At 30.8% G+C, this 17,320-nt stretch carries 17 protein-coding genes; 10 read left to right on the top strand and 7 right to left on the bottom strand.

Annotated features, from left to right (window positions below; genetic code table 11):
- Window positions 1–585, bottom strand: a 585-nt coding sequence (locus L8X33_RS04950; protein ID WP_263662797.1) for a cache domain-containing protein, incomplete at its 3' end; no start/stop codon positions are given.
- A 244-nt stretch (window positions 586–829) separates the two neighbouring features.
- Entirely contained in the window at window positions 830–1,426 is a 597-nt protein-coding gene (locus tag L8X33_RS04945; protein ID WP_133319569.1) for a peroxiredoxin, read from the bottom strand.
- Window positions 1,427–1,612: 186 nt separating this feature from the next.
- Here L8X33_RS04945 and L8X33_RS04940 point away from each other — a divergent pair, with 186 nt between their 5' ends.
- From L8X33_RS04940 to L8X33_RS04915, 6 genes are all read left to right on the top strand, one after another.
- Window positions 1,613–1,897: a ferredoxin, 4Fe-4S gene (locus tag L8X33_RS04940; protein ID WP_039619165.1), complete on the top strand. Its 285-nt coding sequence runs from the start codon at window positions 1,613–1,615 to the stop codon at window positions 1,895–1,897.
- Window positions 1,898–2,054: 157 nt separating this feature from the next.
- Window positions 2,055–2,468 carry a nucleoside-diphosphate kinase gene (gene ndk / locus L8X33_RS04935; RefSeq protein ID WP_039642239.1) on the top strand — a complete coding sequence of 138 codons (414 nt, stop codon included), beginning with the start codon at window positions 2,055–2,057 and terminating at the stop codon, window positions 2,466–2,468.
- Window positions 2,468–2,821, top strand: a complete 354-nt coding sequence (locus tag L8X33_RS04930; protein WP_087699608.1) for a hypothetical protein — start codon at window positions 2,468–2,470, stop codon at window positions 2,819–2,821. Before ndk ends, L8X33_RS04930 begins: the two co-directional genes overlap by 1 nt.
- Window positions 2,822–2,835: 14 nt before the next feature.
- Window positions 2,836–2,982 (top strand): 50S ribosomal protein L32, encoded by a 147-nt coding sequence (gene rpmF, locus L8X33_RS04925; RefSeq protein ID WP_012662034.1) that lies wholly within the window; start codon window positions 2,836–2,838, stop codon window positions 2,980–2,982.
- Window positions 2,983–2,987: 5 nt separating this feature from the next.
- A complete protein-coding gene (gene plsX / locus L8X33_RS04920) occupies window positions 2,988–3,977 on the top strand; it encodes a phosphate acyltransferase PlsX (RefSeq protein WP_263659786.1) in 990 nt (329 codons plus the stop codon).
- Complete coding sequence (locus L8X33_RS04915) at window positions 3,964–4,947, top strand: beta-ketoacyl-ACP synthase III (RefSeq protein WP_263659785.1); 984 nt, start codon at window positions 3,964–3,966, stop codon at window positions 4,945–4,947. The genes plsX and L8X33_RS04915 overlap by 14 nt, the downstream gene beginning before the upstream one ends.
- An 18-nt stretch (window positions 4,948–4,965) precedes the next feature.
- Here the strand turns inward: L8X33_RS04915 and motB are convergent, their stop codons facing one another.
- Genes motB through polA form a run of 3 tightly spaced genes read right to left on the bottom strand, consistent with a single transcriptional unit; the run spans window position 4,966 to window position 9,134 of the window.
- Window positions 4,966–5,712 carry a flagellar motor protein MotB gene (motB, locus tag L8X33_RS04910; protein WP_263670106.1) on the bottom strand — a complete coding sequence of 249 codons (747 nt, stop codon included), beginning with the start codon at window positions 5,710–5,712 and terminating at the stop codon, window positions 4,966–4,968.
- Window positions 5,709–6,482 carry a flagellar motor stator protein MotA gene (motA, locus tag L8X33_RS04905; RefSeq protein ID WP_133319563.1) on the bottom strand — a complete coding sequence of 258 codons (774 nt, stop codon included), beginning with the start codon at window positions 6,480–6,482 and terminating at the stop codon, window positions 5,709–5,711. The genes motB and motA overlap by 4 nt, the downstream gene beginning before the upstream one ends.
- A 12-nt stretch (window positions 6,483–6,494) precedes the next feature.
- Window positions 6,495–9,134, bottom strand: a complete 2,640-nt coding sequence (gene polA, locus L8X33_RS04900; RefSeq protein ID WP_263659784.1) for a DNA polymerase I — start codon at window positions 9,132–9,134, stop codon at window positions 6,495–6,497.
- A gap of 130 nt (window positions 9,135–9,264) precedes the next feature.
- Between polA and L8X33_RS04895 the strand changes: the two genes are divergently transcribed.
- Window positions 9,265–10,617 carry an MFS transporter gene (locus L8X33_RS04895; protein WP_263670103.1) on the top strand — a complete coding sequence of 451 codons (1,353 nt, stop codon included), beginning with the start codon at window positions 9,265–9,267 and terminating at the stop codon, window positions 10,615–10,617.
- Window positions 10,617–11,621: a nucleoside hydrolase gene (locus L8X33_RS04890; RefSeq protein WP_263660492.1), complete on the top strand. Its 1,005-nt coding sequence runs from the start codon at window positions 10,617–10,619 to the stop codon at window positions 11,619–11,621. The genes L8X33_RS04895 and L8X33_RS04890 overlap by 1 nt, the downstream gene beginning before the upstream one ends.
- Here L8X33_RS04890 and L8X33_RS04885 read toward each other — a convergent pair.
- A complete protein-coding gene (locus L8X33_RS04885; RefSeq protein ID WP_263661468.1) occupies window positions 11,577–12,020 on the bottom strand; it encodes a YqaA family protein in 444 nt (147 codons plus the stop codon). The genes L8X33_RS04890 and L8X33_RS04885 overlap by 45 nt on opposite strands.
- 275 nt (window positions 12,021–12,295) lie before the next feature.
- Here L8X33_RS04885 and trpB point away from each other — a divergent pair, with 275 nt between their 5' ends.
- A complete protein-coding gene (trpB, locus tag L8X33_RS04880; RefSeq protein ID WP_263670101.1) occupies window positions 12,296–13,471 on the top strand; it encodes a tryptophan synthase subunit beta in 1,176 nt (391 codons plus the stop codon).
- Window positions 13,472–13,489: 18 nt separating this feature from the next.
- Here the strand turns inward: trpB and uvrA are convergent, their stop codons facing one another.
- Complete coding sequence (uvrA, locus tag L8X33_RS04875; RefSeq protein ID WP_263670100.1) at window positions 13,490–16,312, bottom strand: excinuclease ABC subunit UvrA; 2,823 nt, start codon at window positions 16,310–16,312, stop codon at window positions 13,490–13,492.
- Between the two features lie 158 nt (window positions 16,313–16,470).
- Between uvrA and L8X33_RS04870 the strand changes: the two genes are divergently transcribed.
- Entirely contained in the window at window positions 16,471–17,184 is a 714-nt protein-coding gene (locus L8X33_RS04870; protein WP_263670099.1) for a DUF4198 domain-containing protein, read from the top strand.
- Window positions 17,185–17,320: the final 136 nt, after the last annotated feature.

The raw sequence follows: 17,320 nt of genomic DNA, 5'->3' as shown, positions 1-17,320 counted from the left end.
ATGCCCTATAGCTAAAACATCTTTAGAAAAAGTATGTAAATTATAGTCACCTCCAACTACCGCTAAGAGTTTTCCATTAGCATAAACAGGAATGGCATAAGTAATTCCTATTTCTCCTGTTGTTACAGATTTATATGGATCAGTTGTTATAAATTTTCCAGCTGCTTTAGCTTCTTTATACCAACCTCTATTTTTAGTATCATAACCTTTTGATAAATCAAGTACTTGACCATCTGATTGATAATTTTTGCCACTATCTTCAAAACCAACATAAACTAGCTCAAACCCAGAAGTTTTTGCAGCTAGTTTGAGATTTTGCATAATTTGTTCTGAAGGCATATTTAAATTACTAGAAAATTGCTCTGCTAAAGATTCTATAGCTAATCTTTTAGTTGTTCCATAAAAATCATACAGAGCATTTGTATCCATCATATTGTTTATTTGCATTTCTGTTAGTAAATCAAAAGTACTATTTTTTGAATTAAAATAACTGACTAAGTTAATCAGTATTACAATAGAAACTACACCTACACACATTATCCATATAAGCTTTGAAGATAAGCTCTTAGAAAATGAAAAAACCATAACAGCTCCTTAAAATTTTGTAGTAAATTTTTATACAACGATTATCATGCTATTAATACAATAAAATGACAACAAAATAATAAATATATAAAATAAAAAGTAAATTATTTATTACATGATGTCCTAGTTATAATATTTTAAAAGCATTTATCAAAAATGTATATTAATCAGTATATTTTGAGAGTATTGTAACTTTATAACACAATTTATGCTAAGCTGAAAGAAAAACTTTCAGCTTAAAAAATTATAATTTATTTTCGTTTTTACTTAGATAATCAGCAACACCTTTAGGGTCAGCCTTCATACCTTCATCGCCTTTATTCCAACCAGCTGGGCAAACTTCACCATGTTCATTAGTAAATAGCATAGTATCAACCATTCTAATCATTTCATCAATGTTTCTTCCAAGTGGTAAGTCATTTATAACTGCATGGCGGATTGTTCCATCAGCATCAAGCAAGAAAGAACCTCTTAAAGCAACTGCTTCTTCAAATAAAACATCAAAATTTCTAGCAATTTGTTTTGTTAAGTCAGCTACTAAAGGAAATTTAACTTGACCTATACCACCTTGATTTACCGGCATATTTTTCCAAGCAAAGTGAGAGAATTCGTTATCGCAAGATACACCAATTACTTCAATACCTCTATCTTTAAAATCTTGATATCTTTTATCAAAAGCAATAATTTCAGAAGGGCAAACAAAAGTAAAATCTTTTGGATAGAAAAATACTACTGCACCTTTTGGTCCTATATTTTTATAAAGATTAAAATCTCCAACTATTTCATTATTACCTAATACAGCAGGTGCTGTAAAATCAATAGCTTTTTTAGTTACTATCATCGTTTATCTCCTAATTAATAAATTTTATTTGTAACAAAATAATATCATTTGTAAATTTAAAAATTTATTAATTGTGTAAATTTGTATGTAAATTAATTTTATTATCAAAATTAAAAGATTTTAAGAATAAAATTAAGACAATTTTGATAATCTTATATTAAACTTTTAATATTTAAGGAGTAAAAAATGGCAGTTAAAATTACTGATATTTGTATAGCATGTGGTTCTTGTATAGATGAATGCCCAGTAAGTGCAATCGTAGATGATGCAAATAACCCTGAGGGCGAAGATAGATATTATGTTTATGCTGATAAATGTGTTGAATGTGTAGGACATAATGATCAGCCAGCATGTGCAAGTGCATGTCCAACTGATGGCTGTATTGTATGGAGCGATGTAGTTAGTGGTCAACCAAGTCGTGATAATATCGGAAGCGATTTAAGAGATGGCTCAACTCCGGTATTTGCTTAATTAATACCCAATACAAGCATCTTTCTAGTATTTAAGATGCTTGTAGCTTCTTCATTTTATAACTCAAAATTACAATTTTTATATAATTTTAAAGCATTTTTTGATATAATTAGCTCTTTTATAAATATAAAACTTATTCTAAATTAAGGGGACGATTTTGGAAAAAACACTTTCTATTATTAAACCTGATGCAGTAAAAAAAGGCGTTATTGGTCAAATTTTAACACGCTTTGAAAGCAATGGTCTAAGAATAGCGGCTACAAAAAAAATACAGCTTTCAGAAAAAGAAGCACAAGAATTTTATGCTGTACACAAAGATAGACCATTTTTTAAAGACTTAGTTGAATTTATGATCAGTGGTCCAGTTGTGGTTTCTGTTTTAGAAGGCGAAAATGCTGTGTTAAAAAACAGAGAATTAATGGGTGCTACAAATCCAAAAGAAGCGGCTCCTGGTACTATCAGAGCAGATTTTGCAGATAGTATTGATGCAAACGCGGTTCATGGAAGCGATAGCTTGGAAAATGCAAAAATTGAAATAGAATTTTTCTTTTCAAAAACTGAAATTTTATAATGAAAATTGCCTTTGCAAAACTTAGCTCTGTAGCTTATCCTTTTAAACTAGATCTTGATAATATAGTTTTTGAAGGAACTATTACAAAAGTTAATCCAAAATTAGCTAAAATAACAGCTAATTTTAAAGGATTTACTTATAGAAATTGCGATCGATGTGGTGATGAAATGGAACTTGAAATCGATCAAAATATAGAGCTTTTTGCAAGCGATGGAATTTTTAAAGATGAAAATAATACTTTAAGTGATACTATGGAGTTTTTTGACTCTCATATTGACTTAATAGAGCTTGCTACAAGTGAATTACAATCTTACTTAAGTGATTATTTTTATTGTAATAAATGTTTAAATTAATAAAGGAGTAAAAAATGGCAGTACCTAAGAGAAGAGTGAGCAAAACTCGCGCAGCAAAACGCAGAACTCATTACAAAGTTACCTTACCTATGCCTATTAAGGATAAAGATGGTAGCTACAAAATGCCTCATCGTGTAAATCCTGTAACTAAGGAATATTAAGAACAATGACGAGCATTGCTATTGATGCAATGGGTGGTGATTTTGGGGAAAAGCCTATTATAGAAGGTGTAATTCAAGCTCTAAAAGAGCGAAAATTTAAAGCCATCTTAGTAGGAGATCCTCAAAAGCTTAAAACCTTAATCCCTCAAGAATTAAACTCATATATAGAATATGAAGAGGCTTTTGATGTATTTGCTATGGAAGAAAATTCTACAGATGCATTAAAACGAAAAGATAGTACAATCTACAAAGCCATAGATTTAGTAAGAAATCAAAAAGCAAAAGCTGTTGTGTCAGCTGGACATAGTGGAGCTACTATGAGTTTGGCTACTTTAAGACTTGGAAGATTAGCCAATATCGCTAGACCTGCAATAGCCACTTTAATGCCAAATATCCATTCAAGAACATTAGTGTTAGATGTTGGTGCAAATGTTGATTGCAAAAGTGAGCATTTGTTTCAATTTGCCATTATGGGTGAAGCCTATGCTAAAGAAATTTTAAAAATTGCTAAGCCTAGAGTTGCTTTGCTTTCAAATGGTGAAGAAGAATGCAAAGGAAATGAGCTTACTAAAGAAACCCATCAACTTTTAAAGCAACTTTCAAATTTTGTCGGAAATGCTGAAGGAAGAGATATATTTAATGGCACGATAGATGTATTAGTATGCGATGGTTTTAATGGAAATATCTTACTTAAAACCGGCGAAGGTGTAGCAAGTGTTATTACAAAACTTTTAAAACAAGAAATTCAAAAATCTTTTTTATCAAAACTTGGCTATCTTTTAGCAAAACCTGCTTTTAATGAATTAAAAACCCACATTGATTATGAAGAATATGGTGGGGCTCCACTTCTAGGTGTGAAAGAATGTGTCATTATAAGTCATGGTAAAAGCGGTCCAAAAGCCATTAAAAATGCTATTTTTCAAGCATTAAATTTTACACAATCAAATATAAATCAAACTATAGAAAAAGAACTTGCCAATTATGAAATCAACTAAAGCTTCATTAAAAAGTATAGCTTCTTACATTCCCGAAAAAATACTTAGCAATAAAGAATTAGAATCTATGGTGCAAACTAGTGATGAGTGGATATTAAGAAGAACAGGAATAGAACAAAGACGCATAGCAAATGATGATGAAAACACAAGTGATCTTGGTACTAAAGCAGCTATCAAAGCTATACAAAGAGCGAATTTAAAACCTCAAGACATAGATGCTATTATTGTTGCTACTTTAAGTCCTGATTGCTTTACTATGCCATCAACTGCATGTAAAATTGCTCATAATCTTGGATTAAAAAACATCACTGCTTTTGACATTTCTGCAGCATGTTCAGGGTTTATTTATCTTTTAGAACTTGCTAAATCTATGGTTGAAAGCAAAACAAAGAAAAATGTTTTAATTATTGGAGCTGAAAAAATTAGCTCTATTATAGACTATACAGATAGAAGTATTTGTGTTTTATTTGGCGATGGAGCTGGTGCTGGAATTGTATCTTTAGATGATAATTATCCGATTATAGATACTCATACAGCAAGTGATGGGGAGTTTGGAGATTTATTAATAACTCAAAGATCTCAAAAAAGTAGCATTTGCTCTCCTCTTTCTATGCAAATGAAAGGAAACGAAGTATTTAAAATTGCAGTAAATACTCTAAGTAATGATGTTGTTGATATTCTTACAAAAAATAATATAAAAAGTGAAGAAATTGATCTTTTTATACCTCATCAAGCTAATTTAAGAATTATTAAAGCCGTGCAAGAAAAATTAAATTTTACAGATGAACAATGCGTAGTTACAGTGCAAAAATACGGCAATACTTCAGCAGCCTCAATACCTATGGCAATGAATGATGCTTATGAACAAGGTCGTTTAAAACAAGGCTCACTAATATTGCTTGATGCTTTTGGTGGTGGATTTACTTGGGGTTCAGCATTGCTTCGTTTTGGCGGAGAAAATAACAAATAAGTTTATAAAGCTTATTTGTTATTTAAAAGTTTCTATTTGATCTAATACTGACTTTCTAACTTGATTGTCTGAAGAATCTACACGAATATAAAACTCTACCCTATTATTTATTTCATCTTCTTTATTTGTACTTAAAGGATAATTATCACCAAAACTTACAACTATAAGTTGAGTTGGATCGATTCCTTTAGCTATTAAATAATCAGCTACAACTTGAGATCTTTTACTAGCTAAATCAAAATTTCTCTTAGGATCCCGATCGCTTGCATCAGTATAACCTCTAAGTTCTATTTGAGCTTGTTTTGGCATTTTCTTAAGCACTTCACTAATACGCTTTAAAAAATCTTGTACATCAGCAGAATCAATCTGAATACTACCCCTAGCAAATTCAACTCTAGCTGGTAAATTTAAAACTATATTATTTTCTCTTTGATCTAATGCTGCTTTTAATTTTTCTATATTTTCTTGTTGAGTAATACTTAATTTCTTAAGTTTTTCAAGCTCTTCTACATTTGCATTTGAAGGTGCGCTATATTTATTATGCACTTCACTTTCTTTTTCTAAAGGACTAGAAGCAGTGAATTCAAAAATTTTAACAAATTCAGTTTTCAAGGCTTCAGTTTTTGCAGGATTACTTTCAGAAATCGCCCAAAGAGCAATAAAAAGCGCCAAAAGCAAACTTAAAAAGTCTGCATAAGGCACTGCCCATTTTTCACCTGCTGGACATTCTGGACATTTATGTTTTTTCCCATTTTTAACTCTTATTTATCAAATTGAGAAATTCTAGGCTCATCATGACTTAAATAGTTAAATAACTTTGCCTCCAAATCTCTTGGATTAGCTCCTTCTGCAATGCTTACAATAGCGTGAGAAATAACTATTCTTTCCTTAATTAAATCATGTGAATTAGCTTTCATTTTATTACCCCAAGGCCCAAATAAAGCATAAGCACCAAAAATTCCCGTAACAGTTGCTGTAAAAGCTCCTGAAATACCCGCTGCCATAGCCTGTGGATCATCGAGTAGTTTAAGTGCTAAAATCAATCCAAAAACAGCGCCAACAAGCCCCATAGTAGGACAAGTTTCACCAAAGCGTATCCAATATTCTGCACATTCTTTATAATATTCTTCCATTTCTTCTACTTGAATTTCCATACTTTCTTTAATTTCTTCTACGCTCTTACCATCTACCATCATCATCATAGCTTCTTTTAAGAACTCATTGTCAATTTCATTGGTTTTTGACTCTAAAGCCAAAAGTCCATCTCTTCTTGCTATAACAGAGTATTCTACAAGCTCAGCTATTCTTTGACTTAAATTTACTCCCGAACCTTTAAAAACTACCTTTAATTCCTTATATGCACCTTTAACAATTTTTTTATGTGTAGAAGTCATTGCGCAAAAAGCTGCTGTAGGCACCACGATAATAAAAGACGCTAAGTGTAAAACATGCAAAGGGTTACCACCCTCTAAAATATCCCCTACAGAAATACTAACAACAGCTAATACCATCCCAAGTATGGTTGAAAGATCCATTAAACATTCTCCTTATTTTAATATACCCCAATTTTTGGCAATACTTGATGAAGTTTTTAATTTAACTTTTAATTTTACAATATTTTCCATAATATCACTAGCTTTTTTTGCAAAATCCTCACAAAGTTCATCTTTTACTTCAAAAATAAGCTCATCATGAATTTGCAAAATTAAGCGTTTGTTTTCATCCAAATTTCTACTTATTTCTATCATTGCCAATTTTATTATATCGGCAGCTGAACCTTGAAGTATAGAGTTAATACTCTCTCTTTCATGCATTGCAATTTGCATAGGCTTTACATTTTCAAAATCAAAATAACGCTTACGACCTAGTAAAGTACTTATAAAGCCATTTTGCTTAGCTTCATTTTTTACTTTTTCAAAATAAGTTTTAATACTAGTAAAATTCTCAAAATATTTTTCAATATATTCTTTAGCTAACTTCGCTTCTATTTTTAAATTTTGGCTCAAAGTCTTATAACCCATACCATAAATAAGACCAAAATTTATACTTTTAGCAATACTTCTTGTCTCATAATCACTATGGCCAAAAATCATAATAGCAGTTTTTGCATGAATATCCTCATCGTTTGAAAACGCTTCTAATAATTTCTCATCTTCACTAAAATGTGCTAGCATTCTAAGCTCAATTTGTGAATAATCAAGTGAGATAAAACTAAATCCTTCTTTTGCAATAAAGCAAGATTTATAATCCTTAGCATATTGACCATGTGCAGGGATATTTTGCAAATTTGGATCTTTTGATGAAAGGCGTCCAGTAGCTGTTCCTGTTTGCAAAAAACTTGAATAAATTCTTGAATTTTCATCTTTTTTAGCTAATTTTAACAAAGGTTCACAATAAGTAGAAACTAATTTTGCAAGCTCTCTGTAAGCTAAAATTTCTTTTACAATCAAATGTTCATCTAAAATAGCATTTAAAACCTTTTCATCAGTAGAATAACCTGTCTTACCTTTTTTACCACTTGGTAATTTTAATTTTTCAAATAAAATATCCCCTACTTGTTTAGGAGAGTTAATATTAAATTTTTCACCCGCTAAATCATATATTTTTTCACTTAGTATTTTAATATCTTGATTAAAACTTTGCATTAAGTTTTCAAGCTTTCGAGTGTCAAGTTTAATGCCATTATTTTCCATCATAATAAGCACTTTGATAAATTCAAACTCACTTTTTTGTGCAAGTTCAAATAAAGGCTTTTCTAAATTTTTTAAAAAATACAAATAAAATCTTAAAGTAATATAAGCATCTTCAGCAGCATATTTACAAGCTTTTTCTACATCCACTCCTGCAAAGTTTTCTCCTTTTTTTACCAAGTCTTCAAAATGTAAAGTCTCATAAGCAAACAATCTTTTTGCCAAATCATCCATATTTACACGCAAACTTGGCTCTTTAAGCCATGCAAGTATCATAGTATCAGCATAGTTTTTTGGAGGAAGTAAATTAAAATTATTTTTTATGATTTCAAAGTCATATTTAAGATTATGGCCTATAACCGTGCTTTGATATATTTTTTCTATACCCTTTTTAGCTACTTGCATAGAAATTTGCTTACAAACTCCTAAATAATCATGTGCAAGTGGCACATAAAAGGCTTCACTTTCATGAAAACAAAAACTAAACCCTACTATCTTAGCTTCTTTAGTATCCAAGCCCGTAGTTTCGGTGTCAAAAGCAACAATGCTTTGATCATCAATTTTTTCTAAAATTTCAAATAATTCTTTCTCATCTAAAATTAATCTTGCATTAAATCCTAAATTTTTATCTTTATTAGTAGGATTAGTGCGTAGTTTTTTTAACAAAGCATTTAATTCATAATGCTCTAAAATATCCATAATCTTAAGCAAAGGCTCATCTTTTGGATACTCACAATTTAAAAGCATATCTTTTACATCTAAATTTTCATACAAAGAAGCAAGTTTTTTGCTTAAAAAGGCATTTTCTTTGCCTTCAAGCAACAAATTACGACTTCTCTCATTACGCACTAGTGTTAAGTTTTCATAAATTCCCTCAATACTTTCAAACTCATCAAGTAAATTCTTAGCACCCTTAGCACCAATTCCTTTTACCCCTGGGATATTATCTGAACTATCTCCACATAGAGCTAAAAAATCTCTTATTTGGCTAGGTTTTACCCCATATTTTTCCAAACACCCTGCTTCATTATAATCATTTTTTGAAATAGGGCTATAAATACTAACTTTATCATCTTTTATAAGTTGATATAAATCTTTATCTTGAGTGATAATTCTTATAAAAATATCCTTACTTTCACACTCTTTAACTAAAGATGCGATGATATCATCAGCCTCATATCCTTCGCAAGAAAAACTTGAAAAACCCATTTTTTCTATCATTTGAATGCAAATTGGAATTTGAGCTAATAAATCAGGCGGAGGTGGAGTGCGGTTGATTTTATAATTTGGATCAATTTCACTTCTAAAAGTTTTTCCTTTACTATCAAGAGCAAAAATAATCATATCACTAGGATGTTCATTTTTCAAACTATAAATAAAATTAGCAAAACCACTAATCATATTACTAGGCTCACCTTTTGAATTTTTCAAACCCTTTAAAGCATAAAAAAGTCTAAAGAAAAAACCAAAAGTATCAATTATTGTTAAAGTTTTCATTTTTTTCCTATATTAAAAAATAATAATAATTATCGCCCAAAATTATTTAAAAGTCGGTAAAAAGTATTAAATTTCCATTTTAAGCATTTTAGTTACAATTATATTTTAAATTTAAAACAAAGGTTTAATCTTGCAAACAAAATCAATCGCGGATGAAAATTTTCAAACTCCACAAGGAAAAAAGGCATTTAAAAAGGCTGTGTTTTCATGCTGGCTAGGAACTGCCATGGAATATGCAGATTTTGCACTTTATGGCTTAGCTGCAGCTACTGTTTTTTCAGAAGTTTTCTTTCCTGAACAAACTCCTGTTATAGCATTATTGCTTAGTTTTGTTACTTATGGTATAGGTTTTATTGCTAGACCTATTGGAGCTTTATTTTTTGGATATTTAGGAGATAAATACGGAAGAAAAAATGTATTAATGAGCACCATTGCATTAATGGGTATTTCAACTACTTTAATTGGTTTTATACCAAGTTATGCAGTAATTGGAATTTGGGCTCCTATATGTTTGGTTATTTTGCGTTTTATGCAAGGCTTTGGAGCAGGTGCTGAGCTTTCAGGTGGGACTGTCATGCTTGGAGAATATGCTCCTAGCAAACATAGAGGTTTAATCTCTTCTGTTATAGCACTTGGATCAAACAGCGGAACCTTACTTGCAGCTTTCGTGTGGCTTTTAGTTACAAGTATGGATGATGCTAGTTTTAAAGAATGGGGATGGAGAATTCCTTTTATAGGAAGTATTTTTATAGCACTTTTTGCTGTTTATATGCGTTTAAATGTAAAAGAAACTCCTGTTTTTGAAAAACAAAAAGAATTAATGCTAAAAATTCGTCATGAAAATGAAGCACATATGAAAAAAGATGAAAGAACTTTTTGGCAGAAAAGTCGTGCATTTTGGACTATGGTGGGTATAAGGATAGGAGAAAATGGACCATCTTATCTTGCACAAGGCTTTATAGTAGGTTATGTAACTAAAATTTTACTTCTTGATAAATCAGTAGCCACAACTGCTGTTGTTATCGCTTCTTTGGTGGGATTTTTGGTTATACCTTTAGCAGGATATTTAAGTGATAAATTTGGAAGGCGTATTACTTATAGAACCTTTTGCTTGCTTTTAATGCTTTATGCTTTCCCTGCTTTTATGCTACTTGATAGTAAAAATGAAATTATTGTAATTTTAACTATCATTGTAGGTATGTCTTTGGCATCTTTAGGAATTTTTGGCGTACAAGCTGCGTGGGGTGTGGAGCTTTTTGGAGCAAAAAATCGCTATACCAAAATGGCACTAGCAAAAGAATTTGGCTCTATACTTTCAGGAGGAACCGCTCCTATGATAGCTTCAGCTTTGCTTGCTTATTATGACACTTGGTGGCCAATAGCCTTGTATTTTGTTATCACTGCAGGAATTGGTTTTATCACAACTTTCTTTGCACCAGAAACTAGAGGCAGGGATTTAAATTTAATAGAAGATGCGATATGATACGCCTTATTTTAGATACTGATATAGGCAATGGAATAGCAGGGGCTAATACTGATGATGGTTTAGCCCTTGGACTTATTTTAGCCTCCAAAGAAATCAAACTTGAAATGATTAGCACTTTAAGTGGTAATGTGCAAGCTTTAACCGCTTATAGTGTTGCTAAAGATTTATTAAATAAGCTTAATCTAGATATACCTTTGTATTTAGGTGCTCATGAAGCTTTATGTGAAGATAGTCATTTTTGGAGACAAAGACTAGATAAAGGCGTAGAAGAGTTTAAGCTTACTCATCTTTGGGATCATATAAAACCTATAAAAATCCTAGAAAACATAAACCCAAATGCTTGTATGAAAATGGGTGAGCTTATTATGCAAAACCCAGGTGAAATTTCAATTTGCGCTATAGGGCCTTTAACAAATATAGCCATAGCGATGAAACTTTTTAAAGACTTTGATAAAAATGTAAAAGAAATTTTTATCATGGGTGGAAGTTTTGATATGCCTTATCATATCAAAGATACAAATTTTGGCTTTGATCCTGAAGCTGCTAGTATAGTTTTAAACTCAAGAGCTAAAATCACACTTGTTCCTTATAATGCAACAATGCAAACTATGCTCACGCATGAAGATTTAAATACTTTAGAAAATCAAAATCCACTTTGTGATTTTTTAGTGCAGACTTTAAGAGTTTGGATTGATTATGCAAGCAAAACAAGAGGCACAAATGGCACATGGATACACGATGCATTAACTATTGCTTATATGCTTGATCCAAATTTAGCAAATTTTGATGAGTATTTAGTAGATGTCATTTGTGATAGTACTTTTGCTAGAGGAAGCACGATAAGGTGTTTTAAAGATGCAAAAATGCCTATGAAAAATCATGAATTAAAAAACACCATAAAAGTTTTAAAAGATGTTGATAATGCTAGACTTTTAAATCTTTTAAAATCAAGGCTTTTAAATGGAATTTGCTATGAAAATTACAAAAGCATAACGACTTAATTTACCCAAGGCTATAAAAATACTTGCTTTTAAAAAAGAATACTTAGCAAATCCAAGCCCTAGTGCAAAAAGATCTCCCACTATGGGTAAAAAAGTAAAAAAAGCATACAAAGAGCCAAATTTTTTAAAGTTTGCATTGATTTTTTCTAATTTACATAAAGAGTTTTTAAAATATTTTTCCAAAATTTGACTCTCTCCAAAATAAGCTAACGCATAGGTACTTAAACTACCCAAAGTATTCCCCAAGCTTGCTATAAATAAAACCATATAAGCATTAAAATCTAATTTCACAAAAACAAGCACAAAAGCCTCGCTAGCCATAGGCAAAAGAGTGCTAGAGAGAAAACATACTACAAAAAGCCCTATATAGCTTATATCATTATATAAAAAATCAAACATTATAAATTTTCTTAGTATTTATTTTCTAAACTATCATTTTAAAGAATTTTTAATAATAATTATCTTAGAATGTAAAGCAATTTGGCAATTTTTTAAAAGGAAAAATTATGGAAAGGAAAAAATTTTCTAAACTAAATTTAGAATACTCATTTAACAGAGCTTCTTTTTCTTGGCGTTAAGCCTGCTACTACATTTTCAATCATTTTTTATTTTACATTTTTAGTTTTAGTTGATCATTTTTGATTTTAAATTATTAATCATTTTAAGGAAATACTATGAAAAAATATTATGGAAAATTTGGTGGGCAATTTGTGCCAAATGAAGTAAAAATAGCATTAGATGAAGTAGAAAAAGCTTTTTTAAAACTCAAAAAAGATAAAGATTTTAACACAGAATTAAAAGAACTCTTAGCTAATTATGTGGGAAGACCCACACCTTTATACCATGCTAAAAATTTAAGCAAGCTTTATAATCATGAAATTTATTTAAAAAGAGAAGACTTAACTCACACAGGAGCTCATAAGATCAACAATGCCATAGCTCAAGCCTTAATGGCAAAGAAAATGAATAAGAAAAAAATTATTGCAGAAACCGGAGCAGGACAACACGGACTTGCAACAGCTACTGCAGCAGCACTTTTGGGACTTGAATGTGAGATATTTATGGGAGCTATTGATGTAAAAAGACAAGCCTTAAATGTCTATAAAATGGAGCTTTTAGGAGCAAAAGTTCATGCGGTAGAAAGTGGAAGTAAAACTTTAAGTGATGCGGTAGATGAGGCTTTAAAGTTTTGGGTTAAAAATACCAAAGAAGTATTTTATGTAGTAGGAAGTGCAGTGGGGCCTTATCCTTATCCACAAATTGTTACGCATTTTCAAAGTATTATAGGTAAAGAATGTAAAATGCAACTTAGAAAATTAAATAAAAAAGTTGATTACATCATAGCAGCAGCTGGAGGTGGTAGCAATGCTGCTGGAATTTTTCATGCATTTTTAAAAGATGAAAAAGTTAAACTCATAGGCGTTGAAGCAGCAGGTTTAGGAAAAGATACACCTTATCATGCAGCCACACTTACTAAAGGTAAAGAAGGTATTATCCATGGTATGAAAACTAAAGTTTTACAAGATGATAAAGGAAACATTGCTCATACTTTTAGTATTTCTGCTGGGCTTGATTACCCTGGCATAGGTCCTTTGCACGCATATTTACAAGAAAGTAAAAGAGCAAGTTATTATGCTATTAGTGATGATGAGTGCATCAATGCTTTAAAATTATTATGCAAAGAAGAAGGTATTATACCCGCTATTGAAAGCTCACATGCATTAGCTTATCTAGAAAAACTTTGTCCGACTTTAAAGAAAAAAAGTGTGATAGTTGTAAATCTTTCAGGAAGAGGCGATAAAGATATGCAAAGTATTTATGAGTATAAAAAAGGTGAAATTTATGGTTGAAGGATAACTTCAACCAATTTATTTTTTTATGCTTTTTAGCTCTAAATTTAGATAATACCCTGTATAAGAACCACTTTTTTTATGATTTTTAGCAAGCTCTTCAACGCTACCTTTAGCTATAACCTTACCACCTTTAACTCCACCTTCAGGTCCCATATCGATGATATAATCAGCATTTTTAATCACATCTAAATTATGCTCTATCACAAACACACTATTTCCAAGATCAACTAAATGTTGCAAAACTACAATAAGTTTATTAACATCTTCAAAATGAAGTCCTGTTGTAGGTTCATCTAAAATATAAAGAGTTTTTCCTGTATCGCTTCTGCTTAATTCTTTAGCTAGCTTAATACGCTGAGCCTCCCCGCCACTTAAAGTAGTTGCATTTTGTCCCAAGGTAAGATAATCAAGCCCAACTTTTACCAAAGTATCAAGCTTTTGTTTTATCTTTGGCACAGAAGTAAAAAACTCGCTTGCCTCAATAATACTCATATTTAAAACATCAGCTATGCTTTTACCTTTATATTTAATCTCTAAAGTTGCATCATTATATCTTTTACCATTGCAAACATCACAAGTTACCATCACATCAGGCAAAAAGTGCATTTCTATTTTAATTTCACCATCTCCACTACACTTTTCACATCTTCCACCTTTAACATTAAAAGAAAAACGCCCTGCTTTATAACCTCGCATTTTAGCTTCTTTGGTAGCTGCAAAAAGATTACGAATTTCATCCATAGCACCTGTATAAGTAGCGGGATTTGAACGAGGAGTCCTTCCTATAGGACTTTGATCAAGATAAATTACCTTATCAAGTTTTTCCAAACCTTCTATCTTAGCCCCACTTAGTTTTTTAACTTTTTTAGCACGGTTAAGCTCTTCTTTTGCAAATGGAAGCAAAGTTTGCAAGATTAGCGAGCTTTTACCACTTCCTGAAACACCTGTAATTGCTACTAAATTATGCAATGGAAAATCTACACTTAAATTTTGAATATTATTAATACTCACATCTTTTAAACTAATAAAATCTTTTTGTTCTCTATTTTTTTGATGGGCAATTTGCTTTTTACCACTCATATAAAGGGCAGTTTGGCTTTTACTTTTTAATAATTCTTTATAAGTTCCACTAAATACAACTTCACCACCAAATTTACCAGCATTTGGACCAATATCTACGATAAAATCTGCTTCTTCTATTGTCATTTTATCATGCTCAACCACGATTAAAGTATTACCCTTTTGCTGAAGATTTCTTAAAGTTTTAATGAGTTTTGCTGTATCTCGCTCATGCAAACCAATGCTAGGCTCATCTAAAACATACATCACCCCACTTAAACCACTACCAATTTGAGATGCTATACGAATTCTTTGAGCTTCACCTCCACTAATTGTTCTTGCATCACGCCCTAAGGATAAATACCCAAGTCCTACATCATAAAGAAAAAACAATCTTTCATTAATTTCTTTAAAAATAGGCTTAGCTATCAATCTTTCTTGCTCACTCAAATATGCAAAATTAGCTTCTTTTGAAAAAAATGCAGTAGTATTTTCTATGCTCATATCTAAAATTTCACCCAAATTTTTTTCAGCAACTTTTACAGCTAAACTTTCAGCTCTTAAACGATGACCATTGCAATCTTTACAAGTTTTTTCGCTCATATACTCGCTTAAATCTTTTTCATCTTTTAGCATTTCATAAGCATATTTAACTGCACCTTCAAATTTGCGATTTAAGCGATGTCTTTTCCATAAAAAGTTAATTTCCTTGGCATTACCATAAAGTACTAGACGCTTTTCTTCTTCGCTTAGCTCATTATATGGAATTTTTACCCTTATATCATTTTGCTCGCAAAAGGCCATTAAAAACTTATAGTAATAACTTTTATTAAACCCATATAATAGCTTTACAGCTCCTGCTTCTAAGCTTAATTCTTCATTGATAAGCTTTTTCATATCTAGCGTATATCTTATACCAAGACCATCACAACTTGGACAAGCACCTTTTGGAGAATTAAAAGAAAAACTCAAAGGCTCAAGCAAAGGAAAAGAAATTTTACAATCAAAACAAGCATTATGCTCACTATAATGAAAATGTTTTGCTATGTTTAATTCTTCATTATTTAAAACTTCAATTTCCACTTCACCAAAGCTCTCACTAAGACCTTTTTCTATATCGCTTGCAAGTCTTGCCAACATATCATCTTGCACTTGGAGTCTATCTATCACAAGCTTTATTGTATGTTTTTTAGTTTTAGCAAGCTCAATATCCTCATCAAGACGCGTTAAAACCCCATCAATTTGCGCTCTAACATAACCTTTTGCGACTAAATTTTCCAAAAGATCTGCAAAAGTTCCCTTCTTTTCTTTGATCAAAGGAGCATAAATGATGATTTTTGCCCCTTTTGGAAGCTTTAAGATTTCACCTACGATATCTGCTGCACTCATAGATGAGATTTTTTGGCCACATTGATGACAATGTTGTGAGCCAATCCTTGCATATAAAAGTCTTAAATAATCATAAATTTCAGTAATAGTCCCAACAGTTGATCGAGGATTTTTAGAAGTTGTTTTTTGATCAATAGCAATAGCAGGAGTTAAACCTTCTATTTTATCAACATTTGGCTTACCCACTTTATCTAAAAACTGCCTTGCATAAGCACTTAAACTCTCAATATAGCGGCGTTGTCCTTCTGCATAAAGCGTACCAAAAGCTAAAGTGGATTTACCACTTCCACTAAGTCCTGTAAAAACTATAAGCTTATTTTTAGGAATTTCTAGGTTGATATTTTTAAGATTATTCTCTTTAGCACCAATTATATTAATAGTATCATTCATAACTTTTCCTAAATATTTAAAAATAAATTTATGATTTTAACATAAGAAAAATTAAAATATTTTTCTTTTTTATAAAGGAAAAATTAAAATACATTCTTAAGTTTTATATAAATAAAAATATATATAATGATTATCAAAATTATTTTAAAGGAGAAAAAATGAAATTTTCAAAAATGGTGTTTTTGAGTTTTTTTATAGCAGGTTCTGCTTTAGCTCATCAATTCTTTCCTATGCAAACTAGCAATGGATATGAAGTAGGTTTTTGGGCTGATGATCACTGGGGACAATATCAACCTGATAGGGTTTTTGGTATAAGTGCAAAAGATTCTCAAGGAAAAAATTTAAAAGCTGGCTATGACTACGAAAATAACAAAATATTTATTGAGGGAAAACCTGCTATTGCAAGTGTTAATTATGATTTTGGATATTACACATTTACAAAAGATGGAAAACATTATGCACAAAAAAGATCTGATATTACAGATATTACTGGTGCAAATGAAGTCACTCAAACAAGAAAAATTTTCAAAATGGGAAAAAGTATTTTTTCTTGGGATGAAGGTTCAAAAAAACCATTAGGATTAAAATTTGAAATAGTTCCTTTACAAAATCCTTTAACACTACATGAAGGAGATAAATTAAAACTCCAAGTTTTACTAGATGGAAAACCCGTAAAAGGAGTTGAATTTGAAGATCAAAATGATGATATCGACAACATAGCAACAAATGAAAAAGGTATAGCAACAATCACACTCACAAAACCAAAAGATGGTTTACAAATAATAGCTGCAAACATCAAACTACCATACAATCTAGACAGATATGGCGATACTTTACAATTGACAGCGACACTAAGTTTTAAATCTAAATAATTTCAAATTCTTAGTCAATAAAATTAATTTTTAATTGACTAAGAAATATGTTACATTTTGTAATATATTAATTTTTTATTTATCCTATATAGCAATAAAATATAATTCTACGATACACTAAATAAATTCACTAAAG

The organism is Campylobacter sp. CNRCH_2014_2849 (assembly GCF_025772845.1).
Lineage (GTDB): Bacteria > Campylobacterota > Campylobacteria > Campylobacterales > Campylobacteraceae > Campylobacter_D > Campylobacter_D lari_D.
The sequence above is the reverse complement of the archived record's forward strand: the minus strand, read 5'-3'. Positions and strand labels throughout refer to the sequence as shown.